The organism is Pseudanabaena sp. Chao 1811 (assembly GCF_027942295.1).
Classification (GTDB): Bacteria; Cyanobacteriota; Cyanobacteriia; order Pseudanabaenales; family Pseudanabaenaceae; genus Pseudanabaena.
In genome coordinates, this window is the sequence record NZ_CP101416.1 from 1,118,612 (window position 1) to 1,136,223 (window position 17,612).

Annotated in this window: 19 protein-coding genes and 1 riboswitch; of the genes, 8 read left to right on the forward strand and 11 right to left on the reverse strand. The window is 42.8% G+C overall.

The window, feature by feature from the left end; genetic code table 11:
- Positions 1-35 precede the first annotated feature (35 nt).
- The 4 genes from thiC to NMG48_RS05220 form a co-directional block, all read right to left on the reverse strand.
- Positions 36-1,421: a phosphomethylpyrimidine synthase ThiC gene (thiC, locus tag NMG48_RS05205; protein WP_169362609.1), complete on the reverse strand. Its 1,386-nt coding sequence runs from the start codon at positions 1,419-1,421 to the stop codon at positions 36-38.
- A gap of 7 nt (positions 1,422-1,428) precedes the next feature.
- Positions 1,429-1,525: riboswitch (TPP riboswitch) on the reverse strand.
- Positions 1,526-1,662: 137 nt separating this feature from the next.
- Positions 1,663-2,238, reverse strand: coding sequence for a Uma2 family endonuclease (locus tag NMG48_RS05210; protein WP_271254280.1), 576 nt, complete (start codon positions 2,236-2,238; stop codon positions 1,663-1,665).
- Between the two features lie 6 nt (positions 2,239-2,244).
- Positions 2,245-2,712 carry a hypothetical protein gene (locus NMG48_RS05215; RefSeq protein ID WP_271254281.1) on the reverse strand — a complete coding sequence of 156 codons (468 nt, stop codon included), beginning with the start codon at positions 2,710-2,712 and terminating at the stop codon, positions 2,245-2,247.
- Between the two features lie 61 nt (positions 2,713-2,773).
- On the reverse strand, positions 2,774-3,286 hold the full coding sequence (locus NMG48_RS05220; protein ID WP_345961243.1) for a Uma2 family endonuclease: 513 nt from the start codon (positions 3,284-3,286) through the stop codon (positions 2,774-2,776).
- 179 nt (positions 3,287-3,465) lie between these two features.
- Between NMG48_RS05220 and cobU the strand changes: the two genes are divergently transcribed.
- Together cobU and NMG48_RS05230 are read left to right on the forward strand one after the other, a co-directional pair.
- Positions 3,466-4,002 carry a bifunctional adenosylcobinamide kinase/adenosylcobinamide-phosphate guanylyltransferase gene (cobU, locus tag NMG48_RS05225; protein WP_271254283.1) on the forward strand — a complete coding sequence of 179 codons (537 nt, stop codon included), beginning with the start codon at positions 3,466-3,468 and terminating at the stop codon, positions 4,000-4,002.
- A gap of 25 nt (positions 4,003-4,027) precedes the next feature.
- Positions 4,028-4,969 (forward strand): phosphoribosyltransferase, encoded by a 942-nt coding sequence (locus NMG48_RS05230; protein WP_271254284.1) that lies wholly within the window; start codon positions 4,028-4,030, stop codon positions 4,967-4,969.
- A 38-nt stretch (positions 4,970-5,007) separates the two neighbouring features.
- Here the strand turns inward: NMG48_RS05230 and NMG48_RS05235 are convergent, their stop codons facing one another.
- The 3 genes from NMG48_RS05235 to crtH form a co-directional block, all read right to left on the reverse strand.
- Positions 5,008-5,442, reverse strand: coding sequence for a type II toxin-antitoxin system VapC family toxin (locus NMG48_RS05235; RefSeq protein ID WP_271254285.1), 435 nt, complete (start codon positions 5,440-5,442; stop codon positions 5,008-5,010).
- Positions 5,439-5,732 (reverse strand): hypothetical protein, encoded by a 294-nt coding sequence (locus NMG48_RS05240; RefSeq protein WP_271254286.1) that lies wholly within the window; start codon positions 5,730-5,732, stop codon positions 5,439-5,441. The genes NMG48_RS05235 and NMG48_RS05240 overlap by 4 nt, the downstream gene beginning before the upstream one ends.
- Positions 5,733-5,794: 62 nt before the next feature.
- The gene (crtH, locus tag NMG48_RS05245; RefSeq protein WP_271254287.1) at positions 5,795-7,309 is read right to left on the reverse strand and encodes a carotenoid isomerase; all 1,515 of its coding nucleotides are present in this window, start codon (positions 7,307-7,309) and stop codon (positions 5,795-5,797) included.
- A gap of 118 nt (positions 7,310-7,427) precedes the next feature.
- Between crtH and NMG48_RS05250 the strand changes: the two genes are divergently transcribed.
- Together NMG48_RS05250 and NMG48_RS05255 are read left to right on the forward strand one after the other, a co-directional pair.
- On the forward strand, positions 7,428-8,393 hold the full coding sequence (locus tag NMG48_RS05250) for an acetyl-CoA carboxylase carboxyltransferase subunit alpha (protein ID WP_271254288.1): 966 nt from the start codon (positions 7,428-7,430) through the stop codon (positions 8,391-8,393).
- A 158-nt stretch (positions 8,394-8,551) separates the two neighbouring features.
- Entirely contained in the window at positions 8,552-11,203 is a 2,652-nt protein-coding gene (locus NMG48_RS05255; protein WP_271254289.1) for an ATP-binding protein, read from the forward strand.
- 26 nt (positions 11,204-11,229) lie between these two features.
- Here NMG48_RS05255 and gcvH read toward each other — a convergent pair whose 3' ends face one another.
- Both gcvH and NMG48_RS05265 read right to left on the reverse strand, forming a co-directional pair.
- Positions 11,230-11,616, reverse strand: coding sequence for a glycine cleavage system protein GcvH (gene gcvH / locus NMG48_RS05260; protein WP_271254290.1), 387 nt, complete (start codon positions 11,614-11,616; stop codon positions 11,230-11,232).
- A gap of 216 nt (positions 11,617-11,832) precedes the next feature.
- Positions 11,833-12,552 (reverse strand): TerC family protein, encoded by a 720-nt coding sequence (locus NMG48_RS05265; RefSeq protein WP_271254291.1) that lies wholly within the window; start codon positions 12,550-12,552, stop codon positions 11,833-11,835.
- A gap of 503 nt (positions 12,553-13,055) precedes the next feature.
- On the opposite strand from NMG48_RS05265, the gene NMG48_RS05270 reads away from it, so the two are divergent.
- Positions 13,056-13,721 carry a pentapeptide repeat-containing protein gene (locus tag NMG48_RS05270; RefSeq protein ID WP_271254292.1) on the forward strand — a complete coding sequence of 222 codons (666 nt, stop codon included), beginning with the start codon at positions 13,056-13,058 and terminating at the stop codon, positions 13,719-13,721.
- A gap of 57 nt (positions 13,722-13,778) precedes the next feature.
- On the forward strand, positions 13,779-15,041 hold the full coding sequence (locus tag NMG48_RS05275) for an MFS transporter (RefSeq protein WP_271254293.1): 1,263 nt from the start codon (positions 13,779-13,781) through the stop codon (positions 15,039-15,041).
- Here the strand turns inward: NMG48_RS05275 and NMG48_RS05280 are convergent.
- Both NMG48_RS05280 and NMG48_RS05285 read right to left on the reverse strand, forming a co-directional pair.
- Entirely contained in the window at positions 15,003-16,163 is a 1,161-nt protein-coding gene (locus tag NMG48_RS05280) for an NAD(P)/FAD-dependent oxidoreductase (RefSeq protein ID WP_271254294.1), read from the reverse strand. The genes NMG48_RS05275 and NMG48_RS05280 overlap by 39 nt on opposite strands.
- A gap of 47 nt (positions 16,164-16,210) precedes the next feature.
- Complete coding sequence (locus tag NMG48_RS05285; RefSeq protein WP_271254295.1) at positions 16,211-16,429, reverse strand: type II toxin-antitoxin system Phd/YefM family antitoxin; 219 nt, start codon at positions 16,427-16,429, stop codon at positions 16,211-16,213.
- A gap of 263 nt (positions 16,430-16,692) precedes the next feature.
- Here NMG48_RS05285 and NMG48_RS05290 point away from each other — a divergent pair, with 263 nt between their 5' ends.
- The gene (locus tag NMG48_RS05290; protein WP_271254296.1) at positions 16,693-17,046 is read left to right on the forward strand and encodes a hypothetical protein; all 354 of its coding nucleotides are present in this window, start codon (positions 16,693-16,695) and stop codon (positions 17,044-17,046) included.
- Positions 17,047-17,105: 59 nt separating this feature from the next.
- Complete coding sequence (locus NMG48_RS05295) at positions 17,106-17,450, forward strand: hypothetical protein (protein ID WP_271254297.1); 345 nt, start codon at positions 17,106-17,108, stop codon at positions 17,448-17,450.
- Positions 17,451-17,612 lie beyond the last annotated feature (162 nt).

The following is a 17,612-nucleotide window of genomic DNA, read 5'->3' on the forward strand; positions in this document are numbered from 1 at the left end:
ACTTACTAAGTAAGTTCTTAGAGGAATTCATATTTTTAAGCTGTAGTTACAGGCTCTTTCGCCAAAAACTTCTCAAGCTCAGTAATTGCTTCTGCATCAACCTTCTCTTGCATCGGACAGAACTTAGGTCCACACATCGAGCAGAATTCCGCGGTCTTATAAATATCCGCAGGCAAGGTCTCATCATGGTATTCCTTAGCGCGTTCAGGATCGAGAGATAACTCAAACTGCTTATTCCAATCAAAGTTGTAACGCGCAGTTGATAGCTCATCATCGCGATCGCGAGCATTAGGACGATGACGGGCAATGTCGGCAGCATGAGCTGCAATCTTGTAGGCGATCAAGCCATTACGCACATCCTCGGCATTGGGCAAACCAAGGTGTTCCTTCGGTGTGACATAGCAAAGCATGGCAGTACCATACCAACCTGCCATCGCTGCACCGATCGCCGATGTGATGTGATCATAACCAGGGGCAATGTCAGTAACCAGAGGACCAAGCACATAGAAAGGAGCTTCGGAGCATTCTTCCATTTGCTTACGCACATTGAACTCGATCTGATCCATTGGCACATGTCCCGGGCCTTCCACCATGACTTGAATATCATGCTCCCAAGCACGACGAGTTAGCTGTCCGAGGGTTTTCAACTCTGCAAGCTGAGCAGCATCAGATGCGTCATGTAAACATCCGGGGCGCAGCGAATCTCCTAAGCTAAAAGAAACATCATGCTTCTTGAAGATTTCGATGATGTCATTGAAATGGGTATAGAGAGGATTTTGCTTGTGATGATGCAACATCCATCGCGCCAGAATACCACCACCACGGGACACAATACCTGTCAGGCGATTCTTTACCAGAGGCAGATGCTCGATCAAAATTCCTGCGTGAATGGTTTGATAGTCTACACCCTGCTCAGCGTGCTTCTCAATGATATGAAGGAAGTCGTCGGCTGTGAGGTTTTCCATTCTGCCATGCACACTTTCGAGCGCTTGGTAAATGGGAACTGTACCGATGGGAACTGGTGAAGCATTAATAATCGCAGTCCGAATCACATCCAAATCACCACCACCTGTGGACAAGTCCATCACGGTATCAGCGCCATACTTGACCGATAGATGCAGCTTGGCAACTTCTTCGTCAATATTAGAAGAGTTAGGGGATGCGCCAATATTGGCATTGACCTTACATCGGAAGGCAATGCCAATTCCCATGGGTTCGAGATTGGTGTGGTTCTTGTTAGCGGGAATAATTGCCCGACCTCTAGCAACCTCAGCACGTACTAATTCGACGGGAAGATTTTCACGCCATGCTACATATTGCATCTCTTCAGTGATGATGCCTTGACGAGCGCAGTGCATTTGCGTACCGCGATATTCCCCGCGCCTTGTGGGTGCAGAGTTAAGCTTTAGTCCAACTGTCATGTAAATTTCCTCAAATAATTTGCTTTCCTACGCCGATGTCAATCGGTTCAGGTTCTAAGGATTTGCTCTCAGTCTGGTTTTCACAGACACTCCTAGCATCTTGAGATCATAGCACTGTAAAGCTAGTGCTTATAGGTAGAGATAAGCTGGGCTATAAAATTTAACTATTTACAACGATTTATGCTCAAAACCAAACCAATAAATTTTTAAAGTGTTGCAAAGCAACACTTTAAAAATTTATTCAAGTGAAATCAATATTGTCGTAAAGATCGGCTATTTGGATTTGCACATCTGCAAACTTCAGAGAAATCGTCACGGTCGGGTCATCATATTCTGAAAATAACCATTGATTGACCGCAGTTTTGACATGATGCTCCACATGAACACGATACTGATCGATTAATAAATATTCCTGAAAAGTATTAATAGTTCGGTAAGAGGCAAATTTTTCACTACGATCATAGTTTTGGGTGGATTTAGATAGCACTTCCGCAATGAAACAAGGATTGGTAATCGTATCCTTACGACCATCCTGCATTTCCAAAGGTTTAGGCGCAACCATCACATCAGGGTAGGTATGCATCTTGAGGTCAGGAATCCAAAGTCGCTGATCGGCAGAAAATAAACGAAAAGGCTTACCGCGTAGGGCAATTTTGATGATTGACAATAAATTGACCGCGATTTCAGTATGGTTTGGTGTACCACCAGTCATGGGAATAATTTCTCCATTACGGTATTCGTTGCGAATGTCTGAAGCTATTTCTAGCTCTAGGTATTCGTCAACGGTGTAAGTTTTCTTGGCGAGTTGAGTAACCATAATGTTTTAACGCCGATCGCGTCCTGATAATATTCTTTTAAAGTAAGGCTGGTTGGAGGTAAGACATTCTTGCAATTCGGGCGATCGCTCTGTGCCCACATCCCGTTCACGTTTGTACACCAATCCACGCACAAAGCCCCCCACTAAATTTCCAAAGATAATCTGATCAGGTTTGAAAGCATATTGCTGAATAGATAAATCATCGGCTTCATGCAATCTATAAACTTCATAATCAAGCCCTGTCATATAACGAGGAATCTTGAGATGGAGAGAGGCAATCATTGTGCCATTAGATGAGGAGCCACTATAACAATAGCGATCGCCTGTGGGATTAGACTGTTTAAAAATACTGATATAGCGTGAACCACCGCCCCAATAGCTACCGTCTTCGAGAGCTTGGGCGGATTTTACTGCAACAAGGTTAGGACTAAAGCTAATGGCGATCGCAGCTATACCGTACAAAACTTTTTTCATGTTTTTTATCTAGAGCGCTATTCAAATAAACATCTACAGGCGGCGCGAAGCGTCGCCTGTACTATTCAAAAATCTGGGATATTAGACAGGAAAACTCTGGCAAAAGTGGCGATGTCAGGGTATCAGTTGTAAATAAAGTCATCGCTAGTCTGAGAATGCCATTTTCGCGCCGATAAACTTGAATTTGTTTCGCTCGCCAATCCGCAATCCAATATTCCAATACTCCCCTTGATGAATAAAGTTTAAGTTTTACTTCGCGATCGCGCTTTTCGTTATCAGTTCCCGCAGATAGCACCTCGATCACCAGCTCAGGCGCACCGCGAAAATGCCCCGTATCATCAATTAAAGCTGCATATTTCTCCTTACTCATCCAGACCACATCGGGAATGACATCATCATTGTCACCAAAGATCAATCCTGCTCCAATTACCGCGTATCCTAACCCCGATACTTTTGACCAAGCTTTAAGCTCATAATGAAAATTGCCACAGGTATCTTGATGTTTATTATGAGGCGCTCTAGTCACGTAAAGTTCTCCATTAATAATTTCATAACGGTTGCCATTGTCGGGCATGAGTTCTAGGTCAGCGCTAGTCCAAAGAAGTTGCCCTTCTGTAGTGGAGATTGATGCTTCTGTGACAAGGGGATTGTTAGTGGTTTCAGGTATAGCAACGATCGCTTGAGTCATAATGCAGTCCTACGATGAGCGCGATATCGTAATAGTATAGCAACGGGCAATTGATGGTAACAAGGATGATTACTCTAGTAACGGGCGCAACTCGCTCAGGTAAAAGTGAATGGGCAGAACATTTGGCTAGGCGATCGCAAGAAAATGTAATTTATATCGCCACAGCGACTCGTTATCAAGATGATGCGGAATGGGAAGCAAGATTACAAAAACATAGCGATCGCCGTCCTGAAGATTGGCAAGTTCTAGAAGTTCCCATAGAATTAGCTCAAACTATTTTAGAACTCGCTAGTAATTCTTCCAATTATATTCTGGTGGATTCACTCGGAACTTGGCTAGCCAATCTTTTAGAAGAAAGTGAAGAGTCTTGGATAAAGATTGAGAATGAATTATTAGAAGCGATCAAAGTATGTAAAGTCGATATTACGTTCGTATCTGAAGAAGTTGGCTGGGGAATTGTTCCAGAATATAAGTTAGGGAGAATGTTTCGCGATCGCCTCGGTGGTCTCAGTCGCAAAATTGGGGCGATCTCTGATGCTGTTTATCTAGTCACAGGTGGTTATGCAGTTAATCTCACGCAAATTGGCGAAAGATTATCATAATTTTGGGTTTGCATAAAAGATATCTATGAAACTTTTTGATGATTTACCAGATTTATTCTATTTTGGTTTTTACTGCCCAAAACATAATGAAAATTTTAATGAATACAGCCAAACCATTTTAGAATTAAAAGATGAAAAAGAGAATGCAATTAATTTTTTCCTTAAAGAATTTAGGAAATTTTTAGGTAGTGAAGATATAGTTATTGTTACCGTTCCGCCTCATAATTCTTCTAATCCATATTCAGGAATTCGTAAGTTAGCTAAGCAAATAGTTCTATTATACCCAAACTTACTTGATGCAGTCTGTTGTCTTGAACGCTTTAGAGATTCTATTCGTAATCGAACTATAGAAGATCATTTAAAATCTATTAGAGTATCCAATCAATCATTAATCAAAGAGAAAAAAGTGATATTAATAGATGATGTGTTGACTACAGGTGCTTCGATTCAAGCTTGTAGTAGACTGTTGCTTAAAGCAGGAGTAAAGTCAATCAAAGTAATTGTTTTGGGAAAGACAATGAGGAATATTGAAGATGCCCATTATTTTATTGAACAAAATAAAGATGAATATATACAAGAAACTATACATGAGCTCAATTTAAATCATAGTTTGGCAATGCAATCCTATGAAATGCAACAAGACTTTTTAAAAGAAGAGGAAATTAACGAACATATATCAGTAGATGAATGGTCTAATGAGCAGCATGACTATTGTGATACTGATGATGAGCATTATGATATAGATGAAGAGGCTCAGCAAAAACATGAAGCAATTGATGAAAAATATGATGAATTATTAATTGAAATATTTATGAAGGAACAAGAAGAATATTCATATTTTGAAAATTCAATGGTTGCATTAGATAATGATTTTCAATACTACATAGATGAAGCTCATCAAGTCTTAGATGGTCATAAGTGTTTTAGTATTGATAATCCTTTTGTTTTACATTTCAAGGATTGGTGATAATCGCGATCGACTCAATCATCCATCTGCCTTAGGTTTTACTGTAGGCGATCGCGTGGAAAAAGAATTGTAAAACCCTCTTGAGTAAAATGATGATCGTGAGTCAATATTTGACTAATATCCATTTGTTTCATCGTTACCATTGAGATACAATCCGTAAGACTATAACCCTTATCTAACCGTTGCTCATATAGCTTCAATCCACCTAAAAAAGTTTCATGAGATTGAGCTAATACCATCACCTTTTCTGAATCTGCGCTGAGAAGTTGCCGAACTGTATTTACTGTTCGTTCGCGCAATCTCACACCACCATCAGACAAAAAGTTAAGAACTTCACTAAGTACTTCATCAGTTGTAATGATTTTCGTCTTACCAAGCTTAGCCGTAATAGCGATCGCTTGACTGTGAAAAGCATCGCGAGGACTGAGTAATGCCACCCAATAAAAAGTGTCAGCAAAAATCATCTCAGTCATACTTGATTATTGTAGAGATAGCGATCATGATTTTCTGCACCATCTGTCGGCAAACGTTCCAAATCCTCACTAGATAAACCATCAGCAAAAGACGATGCAATCCCTAGTAAAAAGGAACTTGTATCTTCTTGTGCTTCCATATCCTTTTTAGAACTTAGAATTGATTGTTGATTTGTGTCTAGCCGCCATTCCAAAAAACTAACAAAATCTAAAACCTCTTGTAAAATAGGTTCAGATAAAATTTCTAATTGCTCTAGCTTACCTAAAATAAGTTCCTTTACAGCGCTCATATGTCAAGACCTATATCAACATACTCTTAATTTTACTTGCCTTGCATAAAAATAGTGAATTGCTATACAAGCCCTAAAGATGATGCAACCAAATGTCCACAAGCAAAGCCTGAAAATGCTACAGCATTTAACCCCTGTCCGGGGAAAGTGCTATCACCGACACAATATAAATCAGGAATAGAAGTGCGATTAAAAGGCATTCCCAATAGTCCTAAAGGTTTACCCGCAGGAATTGGCCCATAGGTTCCATCGGCACGACCGAGGAAGCGGCGATGACTGCGGGGTGTGCCGACTTCTTGATAGTCGAGACAGTCTTCTAGTTTCGGGAAAATGGCTAATAGGCGATCGCATAGTTTTCTCGCTGCCTCATTTTTCTTCGCTTCATATTCCGAAGGCGATAAACCTTCCCATTCACTCATCCAGCTAGGCGTAAAGGTATGCACAATGTGATGACCTTCAGGGGCAAGGGAGCGATCAAGTAATGTGGGAATCGACACAAAAATCGTGCCTTGTTCTTTCTGCATATCGGTCCAATCTTCCAGCAAGATATGGTGACAAGCTGCATCATCGGGAATAGCGGAAGCTTCAACACCCAGATGTAAGCTCAAGAAACTGGGGGATTTTTGATAGCGCGATTGCCATCCTTTTTCACCACTTGGCAAAGGTTCATCCTTGAGCAAGTTCCCAAAGGTATCCCAGCGAGTGGCATTAGAAACAACCTTCTTCGCATAGAGAGTTTCACCACTCGCCAGCTTTACACCGATTGCCCCTTTACCCGACTTTGCTTTGGGAATAATCTGGGTCACTCTTGCCCCATAGCGAATCTCACCACCCGCTTTGTCCAAACCTTCCGCTAATTTTTCAGCAATCTTGCCCACACCACCAACGGGATAGTTAATGCCCCCGTAATGGCGATCGCTAAACACCATCCCTGCATTAATCGCTGGCGTGCGATCGGCGGGAACCACTGACCAGCAGTAGCATTCCATATCGATGAATTGTAACAACTCAGGATTGCGAATATATTTCTTGGCAATATCACCTGCATTTTGGGGCAAATAGGCAGCTAAGCCTAAGCAAGCAAAGGGATTCTGGAAAAATACCCGCATCAAGTAGCGCCATTCCTCAAGGGACAGCAACTCGATCGCATTTAAGCAATTAAAAATCTTCCAACATTCATCGTAAAACTTACGAATTCCCTCACGCTCATGGGGAAAGCGATCGCCTAATTCTTTAATAAACTGCTCATAATCACGATGCACCTCGATTTCCAGCTTATTCGGCAAATGGTAATGGATCTGCACAGGATCGGGAATCGTCTCCATTTTCATATTCACCGCCGCCAATGCACGGGTGAGGAGATTAGTCGTGCCGCGATCGCCAAAACCAAAGATCATCGATGCGCCCACATCAAAACGGTAGCCATTGCGCTCAAAATAGCCGCCACTACCTCCTGCAATCAAGTAGCGCTCTAGGACAATTACACTTGCCCCCTTAGCTGCCAATTGTGTTGCGGTGACTAAGCCACCAATTCCTGAGCCAATTACAATTACATCCGCATCGAGTGTTTGCGCCATCACATTTCTTGATCAAAATCTCTACTTACTATAACGCTCCTGTGCCTAACCCATATCGCCATAACTAGCCCTTTGTCTGCTAATCTGAGAATTGGTATCTACTATACAAAATTGCATCATGGCCGATCGCCAAATCCTGCTTGACTTTGAAAAGCCCATCGTTGAACTAGAAAACCGTATCGCCCAAATTCGCGAACTCGCGAGTGACAACGATGTCGATATGGTTCAGCAGATCCACCTTTTAGAGCAACGAGCCGAGCTTTTGCGGCGAGAAATTTTTTCGGGTTTAGGTGCGATGCAAAGGATGCAGATCGCAAGGCATCCCCGTCGCCCTAGTACCCTTGACTATGTGCAAGCCATTACCGATGAGTGGATGGAGCTGCATGGCGATCGCCGAGGTAATGATGATCCAGCATTGGTTGGTGGTCTGGCGCGAATTAGCGATCGCCCTGTGGTTATTTTGGGGCATCAGAAGGGACGCGATACCAAAGACAACATGACCCGCAACTTCGGCATGGCATCTCCGGGGGGATATCGCAAGGCAGCAAGATTAATGGATCATGCTAATCGCTTTAAATTGCCGATTATTACCCTGATTGATACCCCTGGGGCATATCCGGGAGTGTCGGCAGAGGAACAGGGACAAGGTGAGGCGATCGCCGCAAATTTACGACAGATGTTTGGATTAAGAGTGCCGATTATCTGTACCGTCATTGGTGAGGGTGGCTCGGGTGGAGCCTTGGGAATCGGCATTGGTGATCACATTATGATGTTTGAAAACTCGGTCTATACGGTAGCGACCCCAGAAGCCTGTGCCGCTATTTTATGGCGCGACTCGGCAAAGGCGGGTAAAGCGGCGGAAGCTTTGAAAATTACGGCTCCTGACTTGAAACGTTTGGGCATCGTCGATTATGTCATTGATGAGCCTCTGGGTGGGGCGCATCGTCTACCCCTACAGGCGGCAGAAAATTTGAAATCGGCTCTAGTCGAAAATCTTGATCGCTTAAGTAAATTAAATCCAGAGGATTTACAAGAGCTACGGTATCAAAAATTCCGCAAGATGGGCGTATTCCTCGAATCTTGATATTCCAAACCGCTCTAGAAGTGCAGTGTTTCCTAAAACTCACAATTTAGGGCTCTACTTCTTTGCAACTGCCTCCAACCTCAAGGAGGCATTAAGCCGCTTTACCTGTCTAGGTTTGCTAAACTGATTGCTAAGCGCTCAGTACAAGCTAAATTCTCATGACCAATGCCAACCTACCCCGCCGTGAAAGTTTAGTCAATCGCTTGATTTTTGGGCTGACTACCAGCACCTCACTGCTAGCCACCGCAACCTTGATTTTGCTGCTGCACATCCAGCAAGGTACGCCCGAATTAGAAGCCTTTACAACATGGCTAGCGATCGTGGTGCTGTCTACGGGTTTAGGTTCAGGACTATTTGTTGCCATTTCGATTATTCGCAGCATTCAACCTCCCCTTACAGAACTAGCTGAAGCTGCCGAAGAGATATCTTTAGGGAATTTGTCTGCGCGATCGCAATTAAATCGTTCAGATGAAATCGGGGAATTTGCCAAGGTTTTTAATCGCATGGCGGCACAGATGGAAACCAAAACCGCCACCCTTGAAGCTCGTGATATTCAGTTTGCCCTGCAATCCCTTGATCGCGTTTTAGTAAATACTACCGATCAATACAAATTGATTAAGGCAAGTCTAGAAGAGATCTGTAAACTGACTGGCGCTCAGCTCGGTAGTATTTATCTATGGGAAAATTCAAACTCTCGCCCTGAGGGATGTCTAGTATTAGCGGCAGAATGGGGATATAAAACAAGTCAAGCACTCACAGAGATTAACCTTGGGGAAGGCATCGTCGGTCAATCAGGACAGCTTCAAGAAGCGATCATTTGGGAAGGCGATCGCCTCAAAGGACAGAATTTAGTTTACCGTACTCCCGTTGGCGATCTCTTGCCACAGAGCATTTCAGCATATCCTCTGATGCTCAGAAGTAGCCTTGTGGGAGTTCTGTTTTTGGGTAGCCTCACTCCCCTTTCAGCCCGTGGACGCAACATTCTGCAATCCATTGGTCGTCGCCTTGCTACCGCCATTAGTAATGCCCAGAGTATTGAAACGATCGCCCGTCAGCGAGAGGAACTAACTACAGTTTTTGAGCAACTTGCTGATGGTGTATTACTTAGCGATCCTGCGGGACGGATTCTCAAAATTAATTCCGCAGGACGTAAAATCCTCAGTTTTAATGCTGTCAATGATGGCGTTCCTGCATCACCTGTGATCGCCAAATCGATGGAGGAAATTGTCAAACAGTTTGACATTAGGCATCAGGATGGCGAACCCGTCGATTTAGCAAATCTAGTGGTATTTCGGGCGATGTCTACAGGCGAAGTGGTGGAAGATCAAGTGGTTTTGCGACCTCCTGAAGGTAACGAAATCATTCTCAGTACAAAGGCTGCACCATTGGTAGGGACTGAATCGGAACTGATTGGCAGTGTGATGATTTTGCGGGATGTCACCGAGCAACGCTATCGCGACAAGGTGATGCAAGAAACTAACAAAATCATGATCGAGCAGCAAAAGCGGATGAGCATTTTGCAACGTCTCACTAACTTGATTAACCAACAGCTACAGGATTTAAATGTTCTCTTAGAATCGGTAGTAGAAGCGACTTGCGACGCGATTATGTGGGCAGAGATTTGTGTAATTGCCCTATACAATCCCAAAGAGAACCGACTAACTTTGTCAGCAGCCAAAGGATTGCCCGATGATTTCCCTCTGCAAGCCTCCTTTGCGCTAGATGCTCAAAATCTGATAGCACAGGTATTTAAAGAGGGAATTCCCGTTGAGATCAAAGCAGGGGAATCGCATTTGATCGAGGATTTACCTGTAAAAAGTGCTTTGTGCGTACCGATTGAGTCAAGTCGTTCTGGGCGTTTAGGGGTTTTGGCGATCGGGCATTGCCGTCTAGAAAGAGCTAGTTCTCGCGAAGACTTAAATCTATTGGCTTCCTTTGGTGTACAGGCTGCGATCGCGATCGGTAATGCTCAGTTAATTAATCAAATCGAAGCACAGAATGCTCAGTTATTAGAAGCAACTCAACTCAAGAGTCAGTTTCTTGCGAATATGAGTCATGAATTGCGAACACCGATGAATGCAATTATTGGCTTCTCACAAGTATTGCTGCGTCAGCGTCGTGACGCTCTTTCCCCAAGTCAAGTTGATATGGTAGAGCGAATTCTGCGTAATGGTAAAAATTTACTAGATTTGATTAATGACATTCTCGACCTATCAAAAATCGAGGCAGGCAAAATGGAGGCGCATCCTGAATTTTTCAATCTAGATGAATTAATTCACCATACCTGTGAGAGTCTGCAACCTTTAGCTGGCAGCAAATCCCTAAATTTTGTATTTGAGAACCACATTGGTACTTGTGCGATTTACCATGACTCAATTCGGATTAAACAAGTAATTACGAACTTAGTTTCCAATGCGATTAAATTTACGGACAGTGGCGAAGTTTGTGTCGAGCTAAAATATGCGGAACCATCTTCACAAACTATTGATTCTCCATCTTCGGAGGTCATAGAAACTAGCAATTCACTAGAAGAAGGTCAAACATCTCCATTCGCTACCTCAAATATTCTTATTTCAGTCCGTGATACAGGTATTGGGATTGAGCCTGAGTTTCAACGTACTATTTTTGAACAATTCCGCCAAGTCGATCAATCTTCTACCCGCAAACATGGTGGTACTGGCTTAGGCTTAGCAATTACAGAACAGCTTGTCCTGCTCATGGGTGGCACAATCTACCTAGAAAGCGTAGTTAATCAAGGCTCTACCTTTACCGTTGAGTTGCCACCACGTTTGCCACAAACTAAAGAGTAACCAAGAGCGCTAAGCGCTCTTTTCACTTACTTTCCTTCTACTTTTTCAGAATATGCACTGGCGGAAAGAGTATCACTAAGTTCACTTTCGTCTTCAATGCTTACCTTGAGCAGCCATGAAGCACCGTAGGGATCGGTAGCAATATTTTCGGGTTCATCAACTAGAGTAGTATTAGCTTCAATAACAGTTCCTGTCACAGGTGAATAGATATCTTCTACAGCTTTCACCGACTCAATTGTGCCGAAGGTTTGTCCTTTCTCCACTTTTGTCCCTGCTTCAGGAAGATCAAGAAAGACAATATCGCCTAACTGATCGATCGCAAAAGCTGTAATCCCCACAGTGGCAATATTATTCTCTAGGCGAATATATTCGTGGGAGTCGGTATATTTTAGGTCTTCAGGATATTCAAACATTTTGCTACTTTTCCTTCTTGGTATTGATTATTGTAAACAAAAGAGAGGGACGCTAAGCGCCCCTCTTTATTAATATTTTCAGGAGAGATGTAGCTTATACCAAGCTAGTGAAGTACAGGGTTGTGTCTCCACCTTTGGCGGTGACACAACCCTCTGTAACTCTCTTGCTTGAACAGCGCTATATGCTAAGCGTCCTCTCAGTTAAATGTCTAGTGACTATTTAGTTTGTTCTATGATCGCTTCAGTTTCGTTAATGGGTTCACGCTTCGAGAATCCCCAAAGAAAAACTGCTCCAATTAACGTCAGCATCAACCATTCAGGTGGAACTAAGCTATCGGAAAACACTTTAATAAATAGTCGCAATCCCACTAGCAACACAATCAAATACCCCGCCGATTCAAGGTGAGTAAACTCTTCTAGCCACTTGATAAAAAGCCCTGCCAAAAAGCGTAATGAGATAATCCCCGCTACACCCCCAATCAGTACTAGCCAAGTTTCCTCAGCGACAGCAACTGCCGCAGTCACACTATCGAGAGAAAATGCTAAATCCGTCAGTGATACCAATGCTACAACTTGCCATAATTTATCTGCCATCCGCACAGGATGCTTAGCATCATGTCCTTCTTGCGATTTTTCTAAAAAGAACTTGCCAGCTAACCAGAGTAAATATAGTGAACCTGCTAATTCAAATTGCCAATATTTAATTACCCATGTTGCAGTGAAAATTAAGATAACCCGCAAAATAAATGCGCCAATTAGACCATAACGGAGCGCCCATTTCTCTTGCTGTGGATCTGGTAAACTTCGCACGATCGCGGCGAGGGCGATCGCATTATCAGCAGACAGAATAGCCTCTAGCAGGATAAGTACACCCAAAATGGGAATATATTCGACCCGAAAGGATAAGGCATTTGTATCTAGAAACTGCTCGAACATTCAGTATGATCCATGACAAAAGTTCAACAAAACATTATCAGTATACAAAATCATCAGACCATCATTTCAGTAATTAAAATTAGAAAATACAACTCTGCCCTGACGCTATTTCCTAACTTTCCTGACTTTATTGTTATAGCAATCCTAATAGGCTAAGAGAGTGCGCCCCGAAGGGGCGCACTCTCATAACTTCATATATGAAGGTTTAATTGTTTGGAGGATGCGCTAGCACAAAGTAACCCATCAAAACGCATCAGTTAGTTACAAATTATGGGTTACACGATCGCGAACCTATCTTCAATTTAATGCCAACGACTTACTTCTTTACAAGTCCAATTTGTTCTTGATGCACAATGACTTTTTACTACATTTTGCTGTTTTACAACGGTATTAATGACATAAAGCACCTTTGACACTTTCTGCTTTTATTACATTTTGCTGTGTTGTAGTGGCTATTCCTGTGTTAACAATTAAGAAAGGATTGCTAAAATTAGGTACTTTTTATGAAGTCAACAGCCTTTAATCATTCCGTGACTGCGATCGCTAGCACCATGATTGCTAGTGTGATGACCATTGGTATGACATCGAGCGTACAAGCGCAAAATGCCGAACATCTCAAGTCTTTATTGGAACACCACACATGTCAGCGCTGTGAACTGAGTGGCATCACGGCAAATGGGGCAGATCTGCGTGAATCTTTTCTTGATGTTGCTGATCTGCGGAAAAGCGCACTTTCTGGTGCAACTTTAGCTTTTAGCACGATGTATTATGCTGACTTTCGGAGCGCCGATCTCAGCAACTCTGACCTGCGAAATACTTTTTTGATTAATAGTGACTTAATTCAAGCCAATCTATCGGGTGCAAATGCGCGGAATAGTCGCTGGAAATATATTGATCTGACTGAAGCCAACTTGCAAAATGCCAATTTGATCGATATTGAATTGGTCTATGCCAAACTCAATCGTGCCAATCTCAGCAATGCCTCCTTGCGTAATGCGAGCCTCTATGGGGCAGATTTGACAGGTGCAAATCTTAAGGGAGCCGATCTTTATCGCGCTGACCTCACTAATGCGATCGTTACAAATGTTGACCTCAGCCAAGCAAATCTTTGCCGTGCAACCCTACCCGATGGGACAACTTCCATGCAGGGCTGTATGCTGCAAAAATAAACATCTGAGAGAGGCGCTTTGCGCCTCTCTCTAAATGCTAAGCGAGGGAGTTTTTTTATGTCGATCGCACCATCATCAAATCCAGCATCTAATCAAGTACGTTGGCTACAAGTGTGGAGTCTTGCCTCAGTGCAGGGAGCAATTTCTCTGACTTGGATTGCCTATGCGGTGTACTTACCCAAGTTTATCGAGCAGGTGTTTGCATACCCTACTAGTCAAGCCCAACAATTTGCAGGGTTGCTATTGGTGATTGAGAGTGCGATCGCGGTAATTGTCGAGCCATTATTTGGGGGACTCTCTGATCGCTGGCAGCGTTGGTATAGCTCACGGATGCCCTTAATTGTGGCGGGAGTAATTGGCTCAACAGCTGTATTTATTGCCCTTCCTGCCGTCGTTGTTTTTGGTGGTTCCAATGAAATTGTCCGCTTGATCTTGCCGAGCTTGGCGGTTTTGTGGGCGATGGTGATGGCAACCTTTCGGAGTCCCGTCATTTGTTTATTAGCAAGCTTTGCGGGAGCTACCCAATTGCCGCTTGCAGGTAGTGTCTTAACCTTGGTCGGTGGTTTTGTCGGTTCGATTCGCCCCTTAGCAACTAGCTTTATTTTGGGACTGGGCGCACCAGCTACCTTTGCGATCGCCTCATTTACCCTGCTCGCAGGTGTTGCAGGTTTACGCAGCGCGATGATCTATATTCCCAAAAATCTCAACCCTGCATTAGAAAATGCGGAACCATTCAAGATTAGAGATTTCTTAAATAATTTAGCGATCGTGATGTTCGTAGGTGGAGCGATCGGTTTAGGAATGCGCTTGCTGATGGGGGATGTATTACCCCGCACCCTCAAAGCAGATCTTACAGGACTTACAGGTTTATCCTTTGAAGTTTTAATGGGTTCAGCATTAATTACTCAGGCGCTATTGGCGGTCGGTACTGGTAATATCTCCAAATTTATCGATAACAAACGCTTGATGATCTTTAGCTTAGGTGGAATTGCGGCGGGACTAGGCTTGTTAGCAGGTGGCTATGGTGCGATCGCTTCACTAATCGTTATTTTGCTGATCTTAGGATTCCTCAGTGCTGTAAATAATGGCATGGTTGCCTTTGCCCTGACAATGGTTCCCAAGGCACTCGGTGGATTAACGGTTGGGACATTCTTTGGCGGATTGTCAGGGGCGATCGCCATCTTTGGTTATCTCGTTCCCAAATCCTCAGAGATACTTTCCACACCAAATGCGATTTTACTAACAGCGATCGCCTTTCTCCTTGCGGGTGTAGGCATTGCGTTAGGTGAGCGCATTACTCGCAAAATCAGTTTTGAGTAATTGCTGTGGTTTTCCACGAGTTGCGCCAATAATCCAATTGCCTAGAGCGGGAACCATCTGACATAGGCTCACTCCCATATTTGCGAGGGGTGGCTGCACAAAGCAATTGTGCATGATTCGTCCCAGTTGCAAGCGCATTTGAAATTCCTTTTGCCATGCGATCGCATATTGTTGCTTAAAGGCGATCGCGTTAATTTGCTGTTCGAGAAATTGACTAACTAAGGGAACTGCTATTTCGGCTGAACGTAGAGCCATCGCCATACCATCACCACAAAGCGGCGTAATCATTCCTGCTGTATCACCAATCATACAGATATCGTTATAAAAGTTCTCTTTAATAGCAAAACTAATTTGGCTTAATCCTTGCAATGATGGCGACACTCGTTGCATATGAGCAAAGCGATCTGCTAGTACAGGGTTTCTCGCCAAGGATTCAGGAATACCTAAATCTCGATGGTTTGGCTCTTTCATCACTCGTTCATGGGCGATCCAACAGACATTGATTTCCCCAGTTTCAATTTGTGACAATCCACAATAGCCATTAGGAAAGCTATGCAACTCGATCACATCACCAATATCAATCCCTGTGAAATGTCCTTTATAGGCAATCCAAGGCGATCGCTTGGCGATAAATTTACGATTAAGCGTGCGATCGAGGGATGATCTTTTCCCAAATGCTCCCAATACTAAGCGTCCAGAGAATTCTCCTTTGGTAGTACTAACCTTAAATCCCTCTGCAAGATTTCCTGTAACACCCGTAACCTTAGTATTGTCGATACAAGTGACATTCAAATCTTTGGCACGTTCAAATAGCATCAGGTCTAGTTGATAGCGACTGAGACCAAGCGCCGTGCTAGGCAATGGACTCCGAAAGGATGCGCCGCTAGAGGTAGTTAAGTAAGCACGATGAATCGGATGTGCGCCGACTTTGTGAACCTGTTCCAATATGCCTAAGTTCTCAAATGCTGCGGTAACTTCAACGGAAAGGAACTCTCCGCAGAGTTTATGTACAGGATAATGGCTCTGCTCTAGCAGTAATACACGATAACCAAGTTTTGCTAGTTGAATGGCAGCGCTACAGCCCGATAGCCCAGCACCAATCGCGATCGCGTCATAATTCATGTTTTATTCTAATAGTGATAACGAATCTGAACCAATAGTAAAGTGCATTATTCTAATTCAGCGATCGCCTCAAAAATTCGTTTAGCATTATTACGACTTTTTAAAAGGTAAGCAGTTTCTGCCAGAGATTCATAATCTTCAAGTGATAGAAGCACTGCGGATGGTTGTTGGTGGCGTGTTATGACTACTGGATCATGATTGTCACATACTTGATCGATCATTTTTGCTAAGTTGCTCTGTGCCTCAACATAAGAAACTGCGTTCATAAAGTTGTGTCATCTGCTATTGTTTGCTAGATTGTTAATTATTATAGCTTTTACCTATTCAAGATCCAGAACTCCTTGCTTTACTTCCATCTGTTTTTCTGCGGATTTGAGGACTTCTAAACTGAGGAGAATATCAAGTCGTTTTTGGTTTTCAATAGCCATAAACTATAGTTTAAAAATAGGCGATCACGTAAAAAAGTCCTTTATTTTTACATTTTTTAGATACGTATCAACTGCGGAGAGGCTAGAGCATTCGCATGAAAATGCTAACATCTAGTCAGAATTACAAACAGAATGTCATGTCTTTGCAATATATAACCGACCAACAAGGCGAAAAAGTTGGAGTTGTGTTAGATATCACAACCTATAATCGGTTGACCTCAAATACTGATCCTGACTTACTACAAGGTTTAAGTATTCCTGAACTAGAAGCATTAGCTGAGAGTAAATTGACAACTGACTCTCAACAACAACTTAGTGAGATGTTGGCACTGAATTCTGAAAATATCCTTTCAAACAATGAATTAGCTAAATTAGATCAACTTTTGCTCAGAGTAGACCAGTTAAATATTCTCAAAACTAGAGCCAGATATACCTTAAAAAGCATAGAGAACTAAGCAAAATCAGCGTGAGCGTATATATTTCTGTCGATGTACTATTTAAAGATAGATGCCTTATGAAACAGGTTAATGGTGCTGGAATAAACGAGCATGGCAGATTTTCCAGTTTGCGTGATGAACCACTCGCTAAACAAGTAATTGGGTTACGAGTTCCTGTAAGTCAGCTTGAAATCGTCAAGGCAAAAGGAACCGAATGGATACGCGATGCGATCGCTGAAAAGTTACAGAGAGAATCTGTGATTGCTATTTCTACTGAAGCTAAGGCAGTCCAAAGATTAGATAGAATCGATAATCCTAGCAACTACACAATTATTGGCGAAGTTAACGCAGAAATTGATATTGAAGCAATTAATAAACACTTGAGAAAACGTGGTAAAAAGCAAATATCAATTGCAGATTGATAATCTCGTCATCAAGGAAGATTTACCACTACTACCCATCGATCTGTTAGAAGACTTTACTCATGTTATCAAGCCATTGATGCAGATAGATCCGTTAAATTTTTGTGGGGCATATTCTTCTCATAAACTTCTTGGTCAATTGCAAGGGTATCGCGCTCTAGA